Source organism: Helicobacter mustelae, assembly GCF_900476215.1.
Lineage (GTDB): Bacteria > Campylobacterota > Campylobacteria > Campylobacterales > Helicobacteraceae > Helicobacter_H > Helicobacter_H mustelae.
Genome location: NZ_LS483446.1, coordinates 580,697 through 599,620, shown reverse-complemented (window position 1 = coordinate 599,620; position 18,924 = coordinate 580,697). Strand labels below are relative to the sequence as shown.

The following is an 18,924-nucleotide window of genomic DNA, read 5'->3' as shown; positions in this document are numbered from 1 at the left end:
ATGATTTTTTGCCACAAAAGCATCCACACCATTATTCATCGTAGCAGATAAAAACGAAACGCTATTTTTTAGAAATTGGTTTCCTCATTAAAATTTTTGCATTTACCTTTTTTTATTTTCAAACAAATCAAAAATCTTAAATTCTTTCCACTCTCTATCTCTTAATCTCTAGGATGGCCAATCATGATACCCATTAGGTCATTCTACCCCCCCCTTATAGCAATAGCGTTATTGCACAGCGTTATTTAGTTTGGTTAATTTCGCATTATAGTAAGCGATAATTTTTTCTAAATGCTCTGCCTCTAAAGCTTTCATATAAGATTCCATAAAGGTATAGTTGGGCTCTCCTTTGGAATCTATGGGAAGTAGAACAACTTGTTTCATTAATCTTTCAGAAAATGCTTTACGTCCAAAAGCATATTTTGAAGCATTGCTTTTTACGATTCTTGCTATAAAAAGTCCATTGTGTTTATTAAGCTTATCATTACCAAAAATCGTAATTTCATCACTTGCTGTAAATTCCCCCTCTACATAATAGCAATCGCAAAATGTGCTTATAATGAGTTTATTTTTTGCTATAAAAAGCGGGTTGGCTATCATATCGGTTAAACCATTACCTTCCTTACTTGCGGAATAATAAGGAATATTTCCTTTGATTCTATCTCGCTCAATGAGTCTTTTACCACGTATTACAAAATCAAAGATTTCCCCTACGACAAACTCGCCCCATTGCACAGATTCTAAGCCTAATTCATTTTTTGTAATTTCCATTAGGCTACCCTCAAGGAAGGCTACAAAATCGTTGTTTTGAGGTTGATTGAGTGTTCTTTTGGAATCCTTAAAAGATTCTTTGCTACGTTCAGAATGACAAGAGGAGCTAGAATCAAAATAAGATTTAAGGCAATAAGAGCTAGCTTGAGAACGATAAAGTGGGTTAAGTTTGCCCCCGATAACTTCTAGCTTATGGGTGTAATAGGCTAGGATTTTTTGTAAATGTTTGGATTCTAAATCACGCATAAAAGATTCCATAAAGGTATAGTTGGGCTCTCCTTTGGAATCTATGGGTAAAAGAATTTTTCCTCTTTTTAGTCTTGTTAATGTCGCCCCATTACCTCCCCAATTAAATTTAGTCATTAGATTTTTTAAGGCTTGTATCATAAAAAGGGCATTATGTTTATTAAGATTTGTATTTTTCAGGATTTGGATATTTTGTCCTGTATAAAATTCACTATTATGATAAAAGGCGGTTTGTGTATCAAGCCCTATAATAATTACATTACTCTCATTTTTGAGATAATTTTCTTGCTCTGCGATAAAATCATCAATACCATTTTGATTTTCTGTGCGTGTGATATAGGGGAACTTACCTTTTTTACCATTGAGCTTATTTTTATCAATTCCATTTTTTGTGGCTTTTACCTCAAAGATTTCCCCTACGACAAACTCCCGCCATTGCATCAATTCTAAATGCTCATTCATTCTCAAGCCCCTTATGAGCTTCATCTGCCTTTTCCTCTTCTAAGCCAAAGAGATAGCCCCGCCCGTGCGTTATCATATTAAATTCAAAAGTCAGATAATCTGCCATTGTCTTATCAAAGTCCTCATATTGTGGAATCTCATCATTGAAATAATAAAAGCTATGCAGCCATTCATCTTCGGCTTCTATCGTGGTTTTTACACAAAATTTCGATTCTGCTTCCTTCTCATCACGCCAGACTTTGAGCAAATGCGCCTTTTTGTCTTTTGCGTGGATAGTCTCTACCAAGCCTTTGTGCTTTTGCACTACAAAGCCATCGTTTTCAAAATTGATAAATTTGCAAATCTTATCTTTTTGGTGGGGGATGCCAGCCTTGAATATCGCGATACAAGGATTTGTGCCGATACCATAAAAAGTATTTTTATTGAGCGTGATGACACCCTCTAGCGTGTGCTTTTTTAGGATATTTGCTTTGATTGCCTTTTCTTCTTTGCTTTTGCCTGTCATTGCACTTTGCGGAACGATGACGATTACCCTGCCACCCTTTAGGATAGAATCACACAAATGCTCGCTAAAGGCGATTTCATAAAGGGCTGGGTTTGCTTTGCTACCCTGAGAATAGGGCGGATTCATCATTCCGACCGTTGCAGCTTTGTCTTTTTGCAAATCTGGAGGATTTTGCTTTAAAAAATCTTTATTATCAAGGTTACTTTTACCATCACCACGTAAAATCATATTTGTCGTTGCGATAGAAAACATATCAGCCCTTTCTTCTATGCCAAAAAGTTGATTTTCTTTGATTTCTTGCTTTTGTGTGTCATTTGTAACTTGTAAAAGCATATTGTGCATAGCAGCAATTAGAAATCCAGCTGTCCCACAACATGGATCAAAAACTCTATCATCAGGTTTTAGCTTTGCTAAATCGCAAAAAAGCTCGCAAATGTGTTTAGGTGTAAGCACGATACCCAGAGTCTGCCCATCGCCGCCGCTATAGCTCATAAATTCGCCATAAAACCTGCCTAAAATATCTTCGCTTGTTTGCGTGTATTTGATATTTTGATAGATGCGCTTATAAAGAAATTCTGCATAATGTTTTAGCGGAGTTTTGCCCAAAGTGCTATTCACTTCATTGATTTTTGGTGCGTCTTTTATGATGGAAAATTGACTTAATAATTTATCTTTTTTCACATCAGGGCCAACATTTGCGCGTTTTAGATTATCTACTATTGCTCCATAGATTTTTGCCCCATCGCTTTTTTGTCCATCTGCATTCAATCTCTCTAAATCAAAGTTTTTAAACCTTATCTCTTCTAGGGCAAGCAAAATGCCAGAAACCACGATAGGCTTTTCAGTATCGCGCAAATTGCCATAGTTGCGTAGATCTTCATGCAGATCACTCGCATCTTTTAAAAGTTGCTCTGTTGTTTTCTCTTGGCTAGTTTGTTCTTTTAAAATCTCTTTAGTGTAGTATTCTTCAATATTCTCTTCATTAAAAACAATAAAGTCTTCTAAGTCTTCTAAATCTTTGGTCACAAAGCCCTTTTCATCAATGAAATAAGGCGTGATCTTATGACGTTTCTCATTGCCGCTTACCGCGATGGCGATAATCTTTTTGTAATTTGTATGTTTGGCTAAGTGTTTACCATAATGAATCGCACCATTAGCGGCATAATTTTTAACAGAATCTGCATTTTCTAAATCAATGCAGCCTTCTGGATCCAATTTGCAATGTTTGCTTACATCCGCCTTGTCTTCAAACACAAATACAAAGTCTTTTACCACTGCACAAAAGTCTGGATAGCCTGCGTTACCACTCAGGGATTTTGAAGCGGTTTTAAACGCTTCATCTAGTTCCTTAATCCCCCCTCCCTGCTCTGTAAAGGGTATATTTGCAACCTCTAATAAACCCCTCACCCAAGAATCTGTTTTTACCTCATCTCTTGCCATTTTTTTCCTTTTCTCCATAAAGACAAAACCAAGCCCTTACTTGTTTTTTCTTTCTTTTTTAATGATTTGTGCAATGGAATCCTTTCCTCCTCTTATCTTTTCATAAGAGATGAAAAATAAGATTTTCTATTTTCTAGAAGAGGGTTTATTTCCGCTCTTCCCCTCTCAAAAATTTTCTTCTAAAGGGATAAAAATATTTTTCTCCCGATAGATTCTCAATGATTCCAATGCTTTTGTATACACATGCGACAATATTCCATAGAAAAATCTTATGCTCATTGCAAGATCTCTTTTTTGCATCTCCTGAAAAAAGCCAGCGGATAGAACAATAAAAACGAAGTAAAAGATAGATTTTTGAAGATTATTTTGTAGTTTGTAAATTTTAGAATTTTTATTAGGCTTGTAGCTAAAAAATCTTTATCCCCCCCCCCGTAGAAACAAAATCAAAAGCTAGCATTATCACTCCTTATAACATTCGATCTTAAAGTGTTAAAAATACCAAAAAATTGAGAAGTTTTAGAAAGTTTTATCCATCAAACATATGGATTTCTACCCTCGACAAATCTCCTTTAGGATTTCTAATAAACTATAATCTATGCTATAATCAAGGCTTTATTGAGGATTTTTTTATATGGAAAAACTTATCGCTTGCATCATTCCCTTTTATAACGTGGCAGATTTTTTGGATACCTGTATACAATCTTGTCTCAACCAGACTCATAAAAATCCCAAAAAATCTCGAACAATTCCTCACTGACTTGGCCAAGGCTTTGATGCATCCCTAGCGCCAAAATTCTCTAAGGTCGCTTGGATCTTCTGCCAAGAATTTTGGAAAATAGCCCACAGATCCCCTTCCCTACAGATTTCACCACTCCCCACACAAGCCAAAATAAAAAACCAGAAAATCCAAAGACCTTCTGCTGCGTGCTTTCTACCACCATGTCCCTGCTCTCTTGGAGCAAATCCTTCAAATAGGGCACGATGATCACGCTCACCCATACTGCCACCACTACGATGCAAATACATATCGCACAAATCGTTGCCAATAATGCATCCTCAATGAGATAAAAACAAGCCCACGCACAAAAGATGCAAGCCGGGATGCACACGACAAAAAATCTCCAAATCACAAACCACAATAAAGAAAACCAAATCATGAAAACTCCTTTTAAATCTATCAGGAATGCGTCTTGACAGAGAATACCAAAAGATTTTATAATGCCCAAAAAAGTGTCATCAAAAAAATGAAAAATAAAATTTTATCTAGGATTCTTTATCTGCTCGCACTTGCTGGCTGGTGCTTAATCATCTACATGCTCTATATATTAGCCACCCCTTCTAATACGTGATAAAAGCCTGCGCCAAAGCTTTGGAATCTCTATCACTAAGCGATATTATCACCCCATCAGCCCCGCGAATCTGAGAATAGAAGCTTTGGAGCCACGCATTCCAATCCAACATCCTGCACCATCAGCTAAAAAGTCCGGGAGAGAAACCCAAGGCAAAGAGAATGCAAAAGCTCAATTAAAGCCTAGGCAAATCAAAACACCCCAACCAAAGCCCTGGGAAAAAAAGTCAAAACCCTACACCTGCTTGCAAACAATCTCTGGGCTAAAAACGCTTATACAAAGCAAAAATCCTGCAGCAAATAGCCAAAATCCTTGAGATAATACACCACCCCAACCCGAGAGAAAAGCTCACAAACCCCATCAGCATCCATAATCTCATTTTTTCCGCCGACATACACCTCAATACTCACTCCATAAACCACAAGCTCTAACAATGCCTCCAGATTCCAAACATGAGGGTGCGGGGTGGTGGGATTTTGGAGCAGATAGGGAGAGAATTTGCTTTTTGCATAAAGGGCTAGGATGCGAGCAAGATTGCTGGATGCTAGAGGTTCTAACCAAGGAGAGAGGAGGATTAATTTTTGAATGCGGCGCTTTTTTTGCATTTGCGCGCGTGCAAAACAAAAGGCCTCCCACGCTCCATAACCAAGCCCCGCGACATCATAGCATCCAAGATCCAAAAAACAAAACTCCCCCTGCCCTCCCAAAAAATCCCATCCCAAACAAAAATCACCAAAAAACATCAACGCTCCCCTCGCTAACCTGGCAAATCTTCACCTAACCAATCACCCAAAGGCATCAGATCCTCACATTCCACCCACAAAATCTGCCACATAAGCCACCCTCATCTCCTCTCCAAAAATCCTCCCACTCCAAAAAAACCCTCCTCGCCAAACAAATAAAAATCACTAAAAAACATTAAGATTCCACAATCGCGCGCACATCTTCAAAGCTTAGCACCTCCAAATCTAGCAGCTTTGCTTGGATCTGTGAGATTTTTGCTTGATTTTTTTGCAAAACTTCCAAAAATTCCTGCTGCACCTCTTTGAGATCGATATCTATTTGATATTTTTTGGCCTCTTCAATGGTGTTTTGTGCCAGCTGCATATCTTGGGCACCAAGGCTGTAGCGCTCCCCCTTGAGGATCATCACTCCCAGCGCGCCGCTAAGATAGAATTTCACTTTCTTCTCCAAATACCCCGCAGATAAAAATTTGCCATCACTAAGGATGAAAAAATCCCCAACTAGAGAAAATTTTTCATATTCTAGCCCCAGCAAAAGGGCACTCAGAGCCTTGGTGCTCTGATAGATCCCTATAATCTCGCGCTGCTCCAAATCCAGATGCGTCTGCATTTTTTTGCCCGAAAATACCTTATCTTTGACCGCCAAAATATCTTCTTTTGTGATGATATCCCGCTCATCTTTTAGCGCAACAATCCCTGCTTCATTGATGAGCACGCCAAGTGCAGCGCCACTAAATCCCACGCAAAGCCGCGCCACTTCCAAAAGATCAAAATCATAATGTTTCTTGCGCAGATGCACTTTTAAAATCTCTTTTCTATCCTCCAAGTTGGGTAATTCCAAAAATACCTTGCGATCAAATCTCCCACTTCTTAATAGCGCCTCATCTAACACCTCGACCTTATTAGTCGCACCAATGACAATCACCCCTGCATTTTCGCTAAAACCATCCATCTGCATCAACAATTCATTGAGAGTGGCCTCCCTCTCATCGCTGCGATTACCCCCGCGTGCCTTTCCCAGCGCATCGATCTCATCGATGAAAATAATTGCAGGGGCATTTTTCTGGGCCACAGAAAATAACTCGCGCACGCGCTTGGCTCCCATTCCTGTGTAAATCTGCACAAAACTTGCACTACTTTGATAAAAAAATGGCACGCCCGCCTCCCCTGCCATCGCTTTGGCGATCAAGGTTTTCCCCACTCCTGGGGGTCCCACCAAAAGCACTCCCCTAGGCATGGAAATGCAAAATCTTTGATATTTTTGCGGGGATTTGAGAAAATCCACAATGTCTAATAGCTCCTCCTTTGCTGCTGCAATGCCTGCCACATCACTAAATCTTACGCTTGATTCCATGGATGTAATGCTACTTTGCACCTCCTGGCTTTTTTCTATGATATTGCTTGTCTGTTTGGGGCCTTTGTTTTTTAGGATAAAAATCCCAAACACAAACAGCAATCCATAGAATGCAAAAAACAAAAAATAAGTATCATCGCTAGTTTTATCTGTGATTTTGAGACTTTGTAGGGCCTGTGGGCTAATACCATCTTTATGAACGCGATAGGTTTTTTGGTCTAGCTGGAAATACAGATATTTAGAATCAATCTGGGCATTCTTTGGAGCATTGGGAGATTGCATGAAATACTGAAAATCTCGCGCACTTACCAAAGTCCCATGCTCGCGCATCAGCAAAATCATAGAGAGCAAAATCACTATGACTAACCCAATGATGCCAATGTATAGGCTTTTTTTAGATTTCTGCATAATTCCCTCTTTTTTCAATCCCATAATCCTCCACATCCACCCAACAATTTTTCAAATCTTTGGCTGACTTAATGCTAATACGATTAAAAAATTGATCCAAACCGCTATAGAGGCCATCTTTCCCGCTTTCTACTAGCACGCGCAAAGGAGACATTTTCTGGCGAAAAGAAAAATTCTTCTCTGCCACAAGCGCATTGATGATGTGCAGGCGCTCTTTTGCAACATCACCGCGAATGGTGTTTTTCATTTTTGCAGAAGGGGTGTTATCGCGGATGGAATAAATGAAGGGATGGATGTGGGTGAGCGGAAGCTGTGTGAGATTTTCTAGCGCCTCTTCCCATACCTGTACACTCTCTCCTGGATGCCCAACGATGAAATCCGTGCCGATGGCAAAACCCCTGTCTGCGATCTTTTCTAAAAGCGCGCGATCGCTTGCAACGCGATTGTGACGATTCATAATCTCTAGCATCCTGTCGCTACTATGCTGCAGGGCGATATGCAGATGCCTTTCCAAAAAATCCCCCTCCAAAAGCTCTAAAAATTCCTCATCAATCTGGCTTGGCTCTAGGCTGCCTATGCGAATGCGCAAAATCCCTTTGATTTTGGAAATTTCATGGATTAGTTTTGCAATATTGCTACCAAAATCCTTGCCATAACTTCCCACATTCGTACCCGTGAGCACCACCTCGCTCACCCCATGATCTGCAAGAATCCCTATCTGCTCCAAGACCCTTGCTTGAGGATAACTACGCGAAATCCCTCGCACACTAGGAATGATGCAATAGCTGCAAGCAAAATCACAGCCCTCTTGGATCTTGATAAATGCACGCACCTTCCCCACAAACTCGCTAACTAGCGTCGTGTCAATATGACTGGCATCACTTCTCTCCTCATAAAAAAAGCGCCCTTTTGCAAGCAAAAAATCATTAATTTTTTCTTTGTGTGTATGGCCAAAACTCCCAAAAACAAGATTTTTGTCAAAGAGATTTTTGCCCTGGGTTTTTGCCCCACAACCTGTAAAATAGATTTTTTTTCCACTGCGGTTCATTTTGTTGACATAGCTGCGTACACCCGCATCCGCGCCATTGGTGACGGTACAGGAATTTACCACGATGATGTCTGCCTCTTCTTCATTTTCACAAACCACAAAATCCTTAAGATTTTGTCGCATCACCTGTGTGTCAAAAAGATTGGTCCTACAACCAAAGGTTTTAAAAAATACTTTCATTTAACTTGCCTCGATAGGAAATTGTGCAGCACTTTTGTTTCCAAAGCCATCCGTGCCATCTTTGATAAGCTTTGTTGTGGAATATGAGATTTTGATGTCTGGCTCTTTGAGAAGACGCTCAATAATCTCCATGGAGATCGTACTGCGCAGGCTCAAAGTGGCATAGGCATTGGTCTGATACCACACAGAAATTCTCACCCCATTATTTTCAAGCAGGCTGAAGGTTTTTGGTTCGACATTGGAATTGCGCAGGGAATATTTATCGCGCATTTTAGCAAGCTGCCTGCGAGTAGCCTCGGTATAACCCCTGGCATATTTCGTGGCCACTTCACTAGCAATAGCACAAGCCCTGGGAATATTGCTGTCAAAAGTAATAGTAAAATCCACCCCATCCCATACAGTCTTCATGCCTCCATGAGTATAATTAGAAAACATGGTAGTAAAAATATAATTATTGGGGATAAAAATAATGCGCCCAGCCCTGCGATTCTCCAAAAATGTCGTGAGGGTGACATCCTCATAGATAGTAATGCGAAGCAGAGAAATATCCAAAACATCCCCCACATAGGTGCTGCCATCCTTGGTCACACGGATGCGATCCCCCACATGCACACTGCCTCCAACAACAATGACAAACCAACCCAAAATACTCATAAAAAGATCCTTCATGGCAATGGCCAAACCCGCAGATGCAAATCCTAATACCGTGACAAGATAGGTCACATTTTCTAGATAGGCAAAAAGCAAGATGAAGATAATGATGGTAATGTTGAAAAAATTGATGATTTTTGAGGTCACATAGGCGCGCTCATTGTCATGAATATATTTTCGTGTGATGATTTTAAGCACAAAGGCAAAGCCAATGCTAATCAAAATCCCAATGGCAATGTAAATGAGTTTGAAGATCTGAGCTTTAATCTGCAGGGAAATGCGATTTTTGATCTCATCGCTTTCTTTGGTGTAAATGTCTGTGGTCGTCTCCAAAATCTCCTCAGCAGATCGCAGCTCCAAAAGCTTGGTCTGGGTCTGATAAAAATCCTGCGCATAGGCCTTGGCATCGATTTGATGCATCTCCTGCAGGATTTTCAGCCTTTCATTGAGGGCTATTAGCGTCTGCTGCAAACTCTGCTTCCTTTTGTAGAGGGATTTTTTTTGATCTTCTAGTTTTTTGATGAAGCTAAATGCCCCGATGATGGCAATGGGATTAGCCACAAAGGGAGCCTCGCCAATACTTGGCTTTTGGATGAGATCTGCAAAGGGATCCTCCTTATAAACATGCAGCAAAACCATCTGCCTTTGCAGCGTATCAATCTGATTTTCTAGCTGATAGACACGAAAGAGATTATGAGAAGTTTTAGGTAGAGTCTTTTGCTTTTTGAGCTCTTTTTTGAGATCCTGCACCTGCTTGGCAACCTTAGTATAATTCTCAAAATTGGCATATTTTTTGACCCAGATATTATCCTTCCACTGCATGCTTTTATCCAGTATCTCAAGCTTATTTTTCAACTCCTCCAAAGACTCAGCAAGGGAATCAGAAAACAAAACACCCACAAAAACAAAAATCCACAAAAAAACTCTCAAGAAAATACCCCTAAAACCTTGAATAATTGCTCTTTGGAAATATTTTTGCAAATCTCCATCGCGCCAATCCCACGAGGCAAAACAAAATGCAAAACATCCTGAGTGGTTTTTTTATCCAAGAAAAATTTTTGATAAAAAGCCTCCAAATCTCGCACCTGATATTTGAGTAGCAAATGATATTTTTCTAGCACGCTAGAAATACGCGCGCATTCATTTAGACTCAGCCACCCTAGCTCATAGGCCAGCACATTTGCCATCTGCATCCCCATTGCCACCGCCTCTCCATGTAGGTATTTTTGATAACCCGTCTCAAGCTCAATGACATGCCCAAAGGTATGCCCATAATTTAGCCCCGCGCGAATACCCTGCTCTTTTTCATCTTTTGCTACCACATCTGCTTTGAGCGCGATGGCCCTGGCAATGGCCTGGGAGAGGATCTTGGGATCTGTGAGATCATAATTCTCCAAAAAAGCAAAATAACCCCGATCAAAACACACGCCAATTTTTATCATCTCTGCAATCCCAGAGGCAAATTCCCTAGGAGGCAGCGTGGATAAAAATTCTGGATAGACAAAAACCCCTACTGGCTGGTGAAAAAGCCCTACAAGATTCTTGCCAAAACTTGTATTAATCCCTGTTTTGCCACCCACAGAGGCATCCACCTGGGCAAGCAGCGTGGTAGGAACATTGACAAAATCCACCCCGCGCTGATAAATTCCACTCACAAAACCGGTGATATCACTGATCACGCCCCCACCAAGAGCGATCATCAAAGACTTGCGATCCAAGCGCTGCTTGGATGCAAAATCAATGATTTTTTGCACCGTCTTAAAATTCTTGTGCATCTCCCCATCTGGCAAAATCAAACTTGCAAGCGGGATGGAAGCAGGCAGATGAGCCTTGATACGCTCCAAATAAAGGGGTGCGACCTTTTCATTGCTCAAAATAAGAATCTTGCTATATTTTTTGGCAAAAGAGAGATCTTGCAGCGCTCCAATATACACATCATAGGCATGGCTTTGGGTGAGAATTGGGATTTTAACGTTCATCATTTTGGTCAAGAATGGGGATGAAAATTTGAGGATGATCATCAAACATAAAAGAAATGCGCTCCACCTTTGTGGAAATATAATTAAAAATCCTCCTGCCTGTGATGCAACGCTCAAAGGGCAGGAAATGCAAAATAGGCTTTTTATGCCCACGAAGATAGAGAATGGGATTTTTGGTGTTGGTTTTTTGCACCTGTACCTTGATGTCATAGGCCCTGGCAAGATCTTGATAATCCTGCAAAATCTCATCTTGATGCTTCCTATCAGGATCAAAGTCATAAACCATTACTTCTAGATCCATCTGCATGGAAATATCAAAAATCACTGAAGAAATATTCTCTCCCTCATTCATGTCTTCATTCAAGACTACAAGGCTAGAGCGCGCATCTGCTATGTCCTTGTAGCTTGTTTTAAACACAGGCACACCGCTAGCAAAAAGAATCTTGCGCACCTTTCTTTTTAAAAAAAGCTTTTTTCCCAAAACCAAAAGCCCGATTTTTTTCTTGAGATGAATTTTTAGCATTTCTATGAAATCATCCTGCGCATAATTGAAAAACACTTCAATGTCGCTATTATCCAGCGCCTTAATCTCTCTCATTGTCTCAATATCATTGGGGCGAAAAACATGGATATAGAGCTTGGTGCTGCGCAGATGCGCATGCAAAAATACCGCCTGATAAATGTCATGCATCAACTCATCAAATTCCTGCAAAATCATATCCACATACACGTAGATATCCTTGCCAAATGGCGCAGGAAATTGTCCAATATTGCTTTTGACCTGGCGATAGACATTGGTCAATGTATTGGGATCCCCTGCCACAAGTAACGCATCTGTGGGCTGGATCACCAAAGAATAATTGCTTAATAAAAATTCATTTTGGCGGTAAATCCCCACGATGCGATAATCTTTTTGCTGGATGGAGCCAACATGACGGTAAGCAAAGGGGCTACCAAAGGGGATGCCAATCTCCATCACCTCCCCAATCCCCAGCCCAAAATCCTGCGGGATCAGGGGGACATTAGGCAGGCGAGAAATGATGGCTGAGGAAACAAATGCAGATTCATCAATGATGTCTGTTTTTTCATGATTATAATAAGAAATCTCTCTATCATCAGGCAAATCGATGATAATGCGAACATCCTTGCAATTGCTGCGAATGATGTCATACACCACGCTGCGCTCTTTGCTATCTTGTATCAAGATAAACACATCGCCCACATCAGACTGAATACTATTTAGCAGGCGAAAAGAAGAGGTAGGATCAAAGATATGGAAATGAAAACTACTGGGGATCTCATCAGGAATCATGCTAGCATCACTACTCACGACAATATAGGTATTATTGCTAAAATATTTCTCAAGCACAATTTGCAGAAATTTTTTTGCTACAATTCCATCCAATATCAAGACGACTTTTTTCACCAAAATACCCTGAAAATTTGATTTGACTTCCAGCATTATACCAAGGTTTTCCATGCATTTTAAAATCGATAAAATACAAAATCACGCCAGGGCTACCACCATCCAAACCGCCCATTCTGTGATACAAACTCCCATCTTCATGCCCGTGGGGACGCAGGCCTGCGTGAAGGGGCTAGATTTTTTTGACTTGACCACACACCTGCAAACCCGCATCATTTTGGCAAATACCTATCATCTTTATCTGCGTCCAGGATCTGAGAATATCGCCAAGCTTGGTGGACTCCATCATTTCACAAAATATCCTCATAGCTTTCTCACAGACAGCGGGGGATTTCAGGCCTTTAGCCTCAGTGGCAATATGAAAAAATCCGATCAAGGAATTGCCTTCCGCTCTCACATTGATGGGAGCAGGCATTTTCTCACTCCCCAAAAAGTCCTAGATATCCAATACCAACTCAATAGCGACATCATTATGGTGCTAGATGATCTCATCGGCCTGCCAGCAGAGCAAAATTCCATTCTGCAATCTGTGCAAACCACGACAAAATGGGCAAAGGAAAGTCTAGAATATCACAAAAAAAATCAAGCAGAGGGTCTTGGATTAGAAAATCATCTCTTTGCAATCATCCAAGGGGGCAATAGCAAAACCATGCGCGAAAAATCCGCGCAAGAGCTCTGTGCTCTAGAGGGATTTGATGGCTATGCCATCGGTGGGCTGGCAGTAGGAGAAAGTGCAGAGGAGATGTATGACTGCATCGAATATGTCAATGCCTACACCCCAGCCCACAAGCCGCGCTATCTCATGGGGGTGGGCACACCAGAAAACATTATTGAGGCCATTGATCGTGGGGTAGATCTGTTTGATTGTGTCATGCCTAGCCGCAACGCACGAAATGGTAGCCTTTTTACTAGTTTTGGAAAACTCAATATCAAATCCTCTCAGTACAAAGAGCAAGATGCAGCCATTGATGAAGAATGCGATTGCTACACTTGCAAAAATTTCTCCCGCGCCTATCTCAATCATCTTTTTCGCGCCAATGAAATCACTTACTTTCGGCTTGCAACCATCCACAATCTCCACTACTATCTAACCCTCACACGCGGCGCAAGAGAGGCCATCCTTGCCAATGAATTCCAACATTTCAAAAGAGAGTTTTATGCCAAAAGAAGACAGTGACTTCCCTCATGCCCTCACCCATTGGCTAGCTGCGCAGACTAGTGCGGGCGAGAAGCAATTGAGCGTAAAAAAAGTGTCTTGAAAAGGTGGGCCCCCGCCCGCGTAAAAAGTAGAGCCTGACCGAGGAGGAAGTATGACATAGGTGCAGTGCAAGCGGCACAATAGAATGCGTGTAGGGGATACAGAAAGAATCCCCGCAGGGGAGTGAGAGAGCTCCTACAAAGAAAACACAGCCTTTGCTTGATGTCTTTTGATAAACTCGCTTTGTATTGGCAAAATTCCCCGTGATTATTCTCCCCCCTCGTGGCTTAGTCACGCGAGAGATGCAGCGCGTTATTTGCGATGTTTCCATGTCCGCAAGATCTGGTCTCCCTCCCATGTGCCATACAAAGAGTTTGGCAAGATAATCCACTCTCTCCCAAATTTTTCTGCATTCAAAAAGACCTTTTGCTGCTGTTTTTGGCTGTCTTTTTCATCAGCAAAAATTGCATCAAAATCATGCAGCGTATCACCAACCTGCAAAATGATCTCATAATTCTCCGCCACCAAAAGCCGCCTTTCCTGCTTTGTGTTATTGGATTTTAGCAGGACTGATTCCTGACTAACCTGTGGGAGATGGAGATTTTTTAGTGTTTTTAGCAAATATGCCTTATTTTTCTTTGCTCGGTTGGAAATATAAAAGATTTTCACCCCCTTGCTACTAGCATATTGCAAAAAATCAAGCGCCCCAGGAATAAGCACAGAGGTATGATCCTTTTCATAGGCATCCCATGTCTGCTCTGTGTATTCTAGGCAGTTTTTGGCAAGATAGGCCGCATAGTCTGAGGTATCTAGCACGGTTTCGTCTAGATCTAGGATGATGGCTGGCTTTTTGTCATCAGAGCTTTTGAATTTTTTGAGATTTTTGAGATTGGTAAAGAGTGCCATTTTGGCCGCTTGATAGGCCTGCAATTGCAAGGCTTTGATTTCTGCACTATTTTGATGGTACTTGATACTTCTGCTAAGTGGTGAGACGCATTCCTTGGCGTTCAACAGGCCAAGCATCATAAATGCAAATAGGACGAATTTCACTTTTTTCATGGCTTCTCCCTCGTAATTTTTGGCATTCATTATAGTTCAAAGATGGAAAATAAACCTCAATCATGCAATGCATTGCAAAGACTTGTAAGCAAATCTCAACTTTCAATACAATAGTAAGGGAAGCCAGCGGGGCGAGCAAGCTCAAGCCAACCCATGCCCGCGGAGCAAAAAAAAGGGGGGGGGTGAGCAAACAAAAAGACTAAGCAGATCAAAAAAACCAGTCAACCCAAAAAGAGTGCTTGGCTCTAGATTCAAAATCCCATGCAGTCTAAACGCACCGCAAGGATTGAGTGCTATTTTGGCGGTTTGTCAGAGATCAAAAGATGTTTGTGCAAAGAGGTTTTTTGCGGATAGTTTTTGGCCAAATGCGTCAGGATTAAATCCTCAGTTTTTGGATCTAACTCCCAGAGATTTTGCGTTTTTTGCATCCACCTGATGGTGTTTTTCACTCTTCCCTACCCCCCCCCATGGCAGCGATGATAAACCCAGTAGAGCGGCAAACCACGCAGTTTTGCTTTGTCTCTTCTAAGCCCTACATCAACCCTCAATCTCACCCCTGTCTACCTATCATTCCCCATCTGCTATTGATTACCCCTTACTACAGGTGCCACATCAAAGCGATTATTTCCCCCGCACTCAATCACCAATACATAGGCATAATGTCTGAAATTCTTTTTAAATCTTTTATTTTAGGAGTGTGGTCACTCCTTATAGATCATATCTACTTAGAGCATACAAATCCCATCTATTCAGCCATTCATGTAGACTCACACCAAGGCTAAATCCTTAAAATAAAGTTAGTTTTTCTAGCACCTTTTCAGGCACGGCATCCCTATGGATTTCTGAAAAAACGATTTTGTTCTTGTAGTTTTCAAGCCCAGGGTTTGCTTCCTGCACCCAGAAATCAGAGGGTATCACAGGGATACTATACTCAAAGCCATCAAAGGCAAGCTCAGCATCTCTCCTAAAGCCTATAACCCAGTCATAGCCATCAGCAGTGTTTTTAACTGGCATATAATGCTCAATATTCAAGCTAGTGCTTCTCTCATCAAATAATAACCCCTTGACCTTTGAGTCTTTGTAAGAGCGCAGCCAGTCCGCATAATAAACGCTGGAATTCTCGATTTCATTGTCTTCAAAATGACCATCATCCTGCCCCGCAGCTTTGGCAGTGAGCTTTAGCAATTGCAGGGGTGAGGGCAGCTGTGTCAAAACATGCACATGCATGATGTTTGTGACGGTGTTGATGAGCGCACTGGCCACATCCCTCACTCGCTCATCGCTCAAAAAGATTTTTAGGGCATAACCCCTGCGAGTCTTTTCACTCATTTTTTCGATCAGCTCCTTGTTAGTGTTTAGCTCTTCTTCAAAGAGATTATCAAATCTCAATACCAAAACATCAGCCTTCAATAAGGAGGCCACCTGTTTGATGTAATTACTATAGAGCATGGGGTCATACCAAGGATAGGGCTTATCTTGCATCAGCACTTTATGCGCATAGGCCTTGGCATCTACAAAAAATTTCTTTTCATTTGGGTGTTCTAAAATTTGTTTCAATGGATTTAGCATCTCTCACCTTTAGTTTTATCTTTTGAAACACGACATATTTTGTCATGTTCTTTCATCACGCAAAGCTAGCAGGGCTGCTAGCTTTGCAATATAACTGGAACAATGCCCATCACTCAAGGAGCCACTCACAGCCTCCTTTGGCTAGACTAATTTATGAGTGACCTCGCCACATTTTTCCTCAAGCTCTTGCACTCGCTTTTCTAGCTCAGCAATTTTTAGGACATGGCGATTTGGCACCACCACCAAGGGAATTTCTTTGAGTTTGCCCTTCACTCTTTTTGGACCATGATGATCCCAAACAGTGGCAATAAGCTCCTCATTGTTTTCCTCACCCCAAGATCCATAGTACAACAAATCCGCTGGTGGCTCATCTTTCACATGTCTTTTTACAAACTCATCATAGGGTAGCCCTCTTTTTATCCTGGCTTTTCTTTCATTATCGCGCAGTTTTTCAGTCGCTTCGACATCCACGACATAGGTTTCTTTATTCCATACGACTTTATAGATAAAAGAAGCTACATGATCAGAGATGCGACCTGTTTGGAGATCTTCCATAACAAGCTCGGGATCTCTTTCAATTGGGTCACCATATCCGCCCCCACAACCCTGAGAGATCATATAAAGCTCACCCTCTTGAGACCTATCAAACTGCAAGCCCATGTGGTAAGTGGTATAAGTGCCACCCTTAAAAGGCTGTTCATTCATCACCCTCTCCATTGAAAGGTCAAACTCTTCTGGATTTTCCTTCACGATTTCAAAGATGTTAATACCCTTCACCATGGCTAAAGGATAGGTATTGCATCCATAACCACCAAACATCCCGCCAACACTTGGGAACTTAGCACCGCTAGTAACAGTCATAAAGCCCCATTCTGGCGTATTTCTCGCCGCAACGATCATTTCATACCCCATGCCGCCGCGATATTTACCAAATCCTTGATTGTCTCTTACCACCCTCTTACTAACCAGCTGCAAGAAAGGAACTTCTTCTTCCATGACTTCTTGCTCACCAATATCAGCCATAGCACAAAATATGGGAGCAACAGCATCCTCTCCATCTCTAAAGGCCTTAGCCCCACCCCCCATACCATTGAGGTCAGCACACAGATTCCCTACTTGCTCTCCATGCTGGGTTTCTCCACCCCACAAGAAGTCATTGATCTGATTGAACCAAGGGGCTAGCACATTTGCATACTTAGTGTGTAGTGAGAATTGCAACTTAGCATAAGCCACTTGCAACGCCGTAAAGGCTCTAAAAGATGCTTGTAAATTCTGACCATTTGGCGCATCATAGGAGCAGTCCCCCCAAGTCCCTTCATCTGAAATGATCTCAATGGGTGAAAGTGCGCCCGTGGATCTTGGCAAGTCTGGCCACCAGTGATTGAGTATGGCTTGAGCAAAGAATGCCTTGGTTGAGGCCAGTGGTGAGTTGATCGCTCTGTTGATGATTTCCTTGCCTGAGCCTCTTAGATCGACTGTCATGTGATCGCCCTTGATGGTGATTTCACATGCAAATTTAATCAAAATATTTTCTTTCAAAGTGGAGTCTACAAACTGCTCCACTCTTACCATGCCATCAGGCATTTCAGAGATTCTCTTTCGCACTTCTCGCTCCACATCCTCAACAGTCATACGAATCGCGCCGACAAAGTTATCCACGCCATACTCATCAATCATTCTATCCACGATCTCCATAACTCTGCGCACAGCACCCATCTTGACCTTAATGTCTGCTAGCATCAATTTCGGGTCTCTCGTTGAATGCTGTAAGAAAGTCAGAAGGTCTCTTCTTAGCTTGCCTCCCTCAACGATTTTCATCGGGCTTCCACGCAGTCCATCATCAAATGGAGTTTCTGATCCGCTTGGCATACCGCCTGGCTCACAGGCGCCATTTTCACCCTCATGGATAGTCGCGCCCACCCATGCAATAATCTCACCATTTCGAATCACTGGGGTCAGCATGGACTGGTCGGTATTATGCACACAGCCAAAGCGTGCATCATTGTGAAAAAAGCCATCGCCTGGATGCACTCCAACAGTTGGCTCATCCTTCCAGTATTTCATGATGTAGCGAATGGGATGGTGCAAAACAGCGGCAAAAGCTATAACACCTCTGTTTGACATATAGCACACATCCCCGCTAGCTGTATAAACCGCCACAGACAAGTCCGCCCATTTCGCTCCAGGTGCCGCTCCCATACTTTCGCACATCTCAAAAGCTTCATCTAGCGATCCTCCAAGTCTTCTCCTAATTCTGTCATACAATAGCGGATCTGAACCCTTTGCCAAAGCCTTCTCTTCTAACGGAGTACGCTCTGCGATTGAATGATGGCGCATGATCTCAGGATCTGGTCCTAGAAAGAGCGTGGTTTCATTCATAAAGTCATCTACCCAGGCTTGCTCTTCAGCGCTTAATCCTGTATTTGTATTTGTGCCTGTATTGGTACTACATCCGCATCCACCATGATGGGAATGCGCGTGTGGATGGTTATGGGCTTTAACATGAGTTCCTTGATTTTTTTGCTTATTCATTTGC

The 18,924-nt window shown here is 41.8% G+C and carries 14 protein-coding genes; 2 read left to right on the top strand and 12 right to left on the bottom strand.

The features are described from left to right. Positions 1-228: 228 nt before the first annotated feature. Together DQN48_RS02835 and DQN48_RS02830 are read right to left on the bottom strand one after the other, a co-directional pair. On the bottom strand, positions 229-1,479 hold the full coding sequence (locus DQN48_RS02835; RefSeq protein WP_013022863.1) for a restriction endonuclease subunit S: 1,251 nt from the start codon (positions 1,477-1,479) through the stop codon (positions 229-231). After that, entirely contained in the window at positions 1,472-3,424 is a 1,953-nt protein-coding gene (locus DQN48_RS02830; protein WP_013022862.1) for an HsdM family class I SAM-dependent methyltransferase, read from the bottom strand. Before DQN48_RS02830 ends, DQN48_RS02835 begins: the two co-directional genes overlap by 8 nt. A gap of 631 nt (positions 3,425-4,055) precedes the next feature. On the opposite strand from DQN48_RS02830, the gene DQN48_RS07585 reads away from it, so the two are divergent. Further along, a complete protein-coding gene (locus tag DQN48_RS07585) occupies positions 4,056-4,181 on the top strand; it encodes a glycosyltransferase family A protein (protein ID WP_145980428.1) in 126 nt (41 codons plus the stop codon). Between the two features lie 40 nt (positions 4,182-4,221). Here DQN48_RS07585 and DQN48_RS02825 read toward each other — a convergent pair whose 3' ends face one another. The 7 genes from DQN48_RS02825 to DQN48_RS02790 all read right to left on the bottom strand — a co-directional run bounded on the left by DQN48_RS02825 (position 4,222) and on the right by DQN48_RS02790 (position 12,562). After that, the gene (locus DQN48_RS02825; RefSeq protein WP_013022861.1) at positions 4,222-4,581 is read right to left on the bottom strand and encodes a hypothetical protein; all 360 of its coding nucleotides are present in this window, start codon (positions 4,579-4,581) and stop codon (positions 4,222-4,224) included. Between the two features lie 464 nt (positions 4,582-5,045). After that, a complete protein-coding gene (locus DQN48_RS02815; protein ID WP_013022860.1) occupies positions 5,046-5,516 on the bottom strand; it encodes a hypothetical protein in 471 nt (156 codons plus the stop codon). A 175-nt stretch (positions 5,517-5,691) separates the two neighbouring features. After that, positions 5,692-7,278 (bottom strand): AAA family ATPase, encoded by a 1,587-nt coding sequence (locus DQN48_RS02810; protein ID WP_041913284.1) that lies wholly within the window; start codon positions 7,276-7,278, stop codon positions 5,692-5,694. Next, a complete protein-coding gene (mtaB, locus tag DQN48_RS02805; RefSeq protein WP_013022858.1) occupies positions 7,265-8,506 on the bottom strand; it encodes a tRNA (N(6)-L-threonylcarbamoyladenosine(37)-C(2))-methylthiotransferase MtaB in 1,242 nt (413 codons plus the stop codon). The genes DQN48_RS02810 and mtaB overlap by 14 nt, the downstream gene beginning before the upstream one ends. After that, complete coding sequence (locus DQN48_RS02800; RefSeq protein ID WP_041913283.1) at positions 8,507-10,093, bottom strand: mechanosensitive ion channel domain-containing protein; 1,587 nt, start codon at positions 10,091-10,093, stop codon at positions 8,507-8,509. Continuing rightward, complete coding sequence (aroB, locus tag DQN48_RS02795; protein ID WP_013022856.1) at positions 10,084-11,139, bottom strand: 3-dehydroquinate synthase; 1,056 nt, start codon at positions 11,137-11,139, stop codon at positions 10,084-10,086. The genes DQN48_RS02800 and aroB overlap by 10 nt, the downstream gene beginning before the upstream one ends. Continuing rightward, on the bottom strand, positions 11,126-12,562 hold the full coding sequence (locus tag DQN48_RS02790) for a COG3400 family protein (RefSeq protein WP_049762224.1): 1,437 nt from the start codon (positions 12,560-12,562) through the stop codon (positions 11,126-11,128). The genes aroB and DQN48_RS02790 overlap by 14 nt, the downstream gene beginning before the upstream one ends. Positions 12,563-12,614: 52 nt before the next feature. Between DQN48_RS02790 and tgt the strand changes: the two genes are divergently transcribed. After that, on the top strand, positions 12,615-13,739 hold the full coding sequence (gene tgt / locus DQN48_RS02785) for a tRNA guanosine(34) transglycosylase Tgt (protein ID WP_013022854.1): 1,125 nt from the start codon (positions 12,615-12,617) through the stop codon (positions 13,737-13,739). A 333-nt stretch (positions 13,740-14,072) separates the two neighbouring features. Here the strand turns inward: tgt and DQN48_RS02780 are convergent, their stop codons facing one another. The 3 genes from DQN48_RS02780 to DQN48_RS02770 all read right to left on the bottom strand — a co-directional run bounded on the left by DQN48_RS02780 (position 14,073) and on the right by DQN48_RS02770 (position 18,920). Beyond that, positions 14,073-14,819, bottom strand: coding sequence for a 5'-nucleotidase, lipoprotein e(P4) family (locus tag DQN48_RS02780; RefSeq protein ID WP_049762176.1), 747 nt, complete (start codon positions 14,817-14,819; stop codon positions 14,073-14,075). 786 nt (positions 14,820-15,605) lie between these two features. Next, a complete protein-coding gene (locus DQN48_RS02775; RefSeq protein ID WP_013022852.1) occupies positions 15,606-16,388 on the bottom strand; it encodes a hypothetical protein in 783 nt (260 codons plus the stop codon). Positions 16,389-16,529: 141 nt separating this feature from the next. After that, the gene (locus tag DQN48_RS02770; RefSeq protein WP_041913085.1) at positions 16,530-18,920 is read right to left on the bottom strand and encodes a hydantoinase B/oxoprolinase family protein; all 2,391 of its coding nucleotides are present in this window, start codon (positions 18,918-18,920) and stop codon (positions 16,530-16,532) included. Positions 18,921-18,924 lie beyond the last annotated feature (4 nt).

Coding starts and splice junctions, on each gene's coding strand:
- DQN48_RS02835 (WP_013022863.1), bottom strand. CDS start 1,479: ATGAATGAGCATTTAGAATTGATGCAATGGCGGGAGTTTGTCGTAGGG.
- DQN48_RS02830 (WP_013022862.1), bottom strand. CDS start 3,424: ATGGCAAGAGATGAGGTAAAAACAGATTCTTGGGTGAGGGGTTTATTA.
- DQN48_RS07585 (WP_145980428.1), top strand. CDS start 4,056: ATGGAAAAACTTATCGCTTGCATCATTCCCTTTTATAACGTGGCAGAT.
- DQN48_RS02825 (WP_013022861.1), bottom strand. CDS start 4,581: ATGATTTGGTTTTCTTTATTGTGGTTTGTGATTTGGAGATTTTTTGTC.
- DQN48_RS02815 (WP_013022860.1), bottom strand. CDS start 5,516: ATGTTTTTTGGTGATTTTTGTTTGGGATGGGATTTTTTGGGAGGGCAG.
- DQN48_RS02810 (WP_041913284.1), bottom strand. CDS start 7,278: ATGCAGAAATCTAAAAAAAGCCTATACATTGGCATCATTGGGTTAGTC.
- mtaB (WP_013022858.1), bottom strand. CDS start 8,506: ATGAAAGTATTTTTTAAAACCTTTGGTTGTAGGACCAATCTTTTTGAC.
- aroB (WP_013022856.1), bottom strand. CDS start 11,139: ATGATGAACGTTAAAATCCCAATTCTCACCCAAAGCCATGCCTATGAT.
- tgt (WP_013022854.1), top strand. CDS start 12,615: ATGCATTTTAAAATCGATAAAATACAAAATCACGCCAGGGCTACCACC.
- DQN48_RS02780 (WP_049762176.1), bottom strand. CDS start 14,819: ATGAAAAAAGTGAAATTCGTCCTATTTGCATTTATGATGCTTGGCCTG.
- DQN48_RS02775 (WP_013022852.1), bottom strand. CDS start 16,388: ATGCTAAATCCATTGAAACAAATTTTAGAACACCCAAATGAAAAGAAA.
- DQN48_RS02770 (WP_041913085.1), bottom strand. CDS start 18,920: ATGAATAAGCAAAAAAATCAAGGAACTCATGTTAAAGCCCATAACCAT.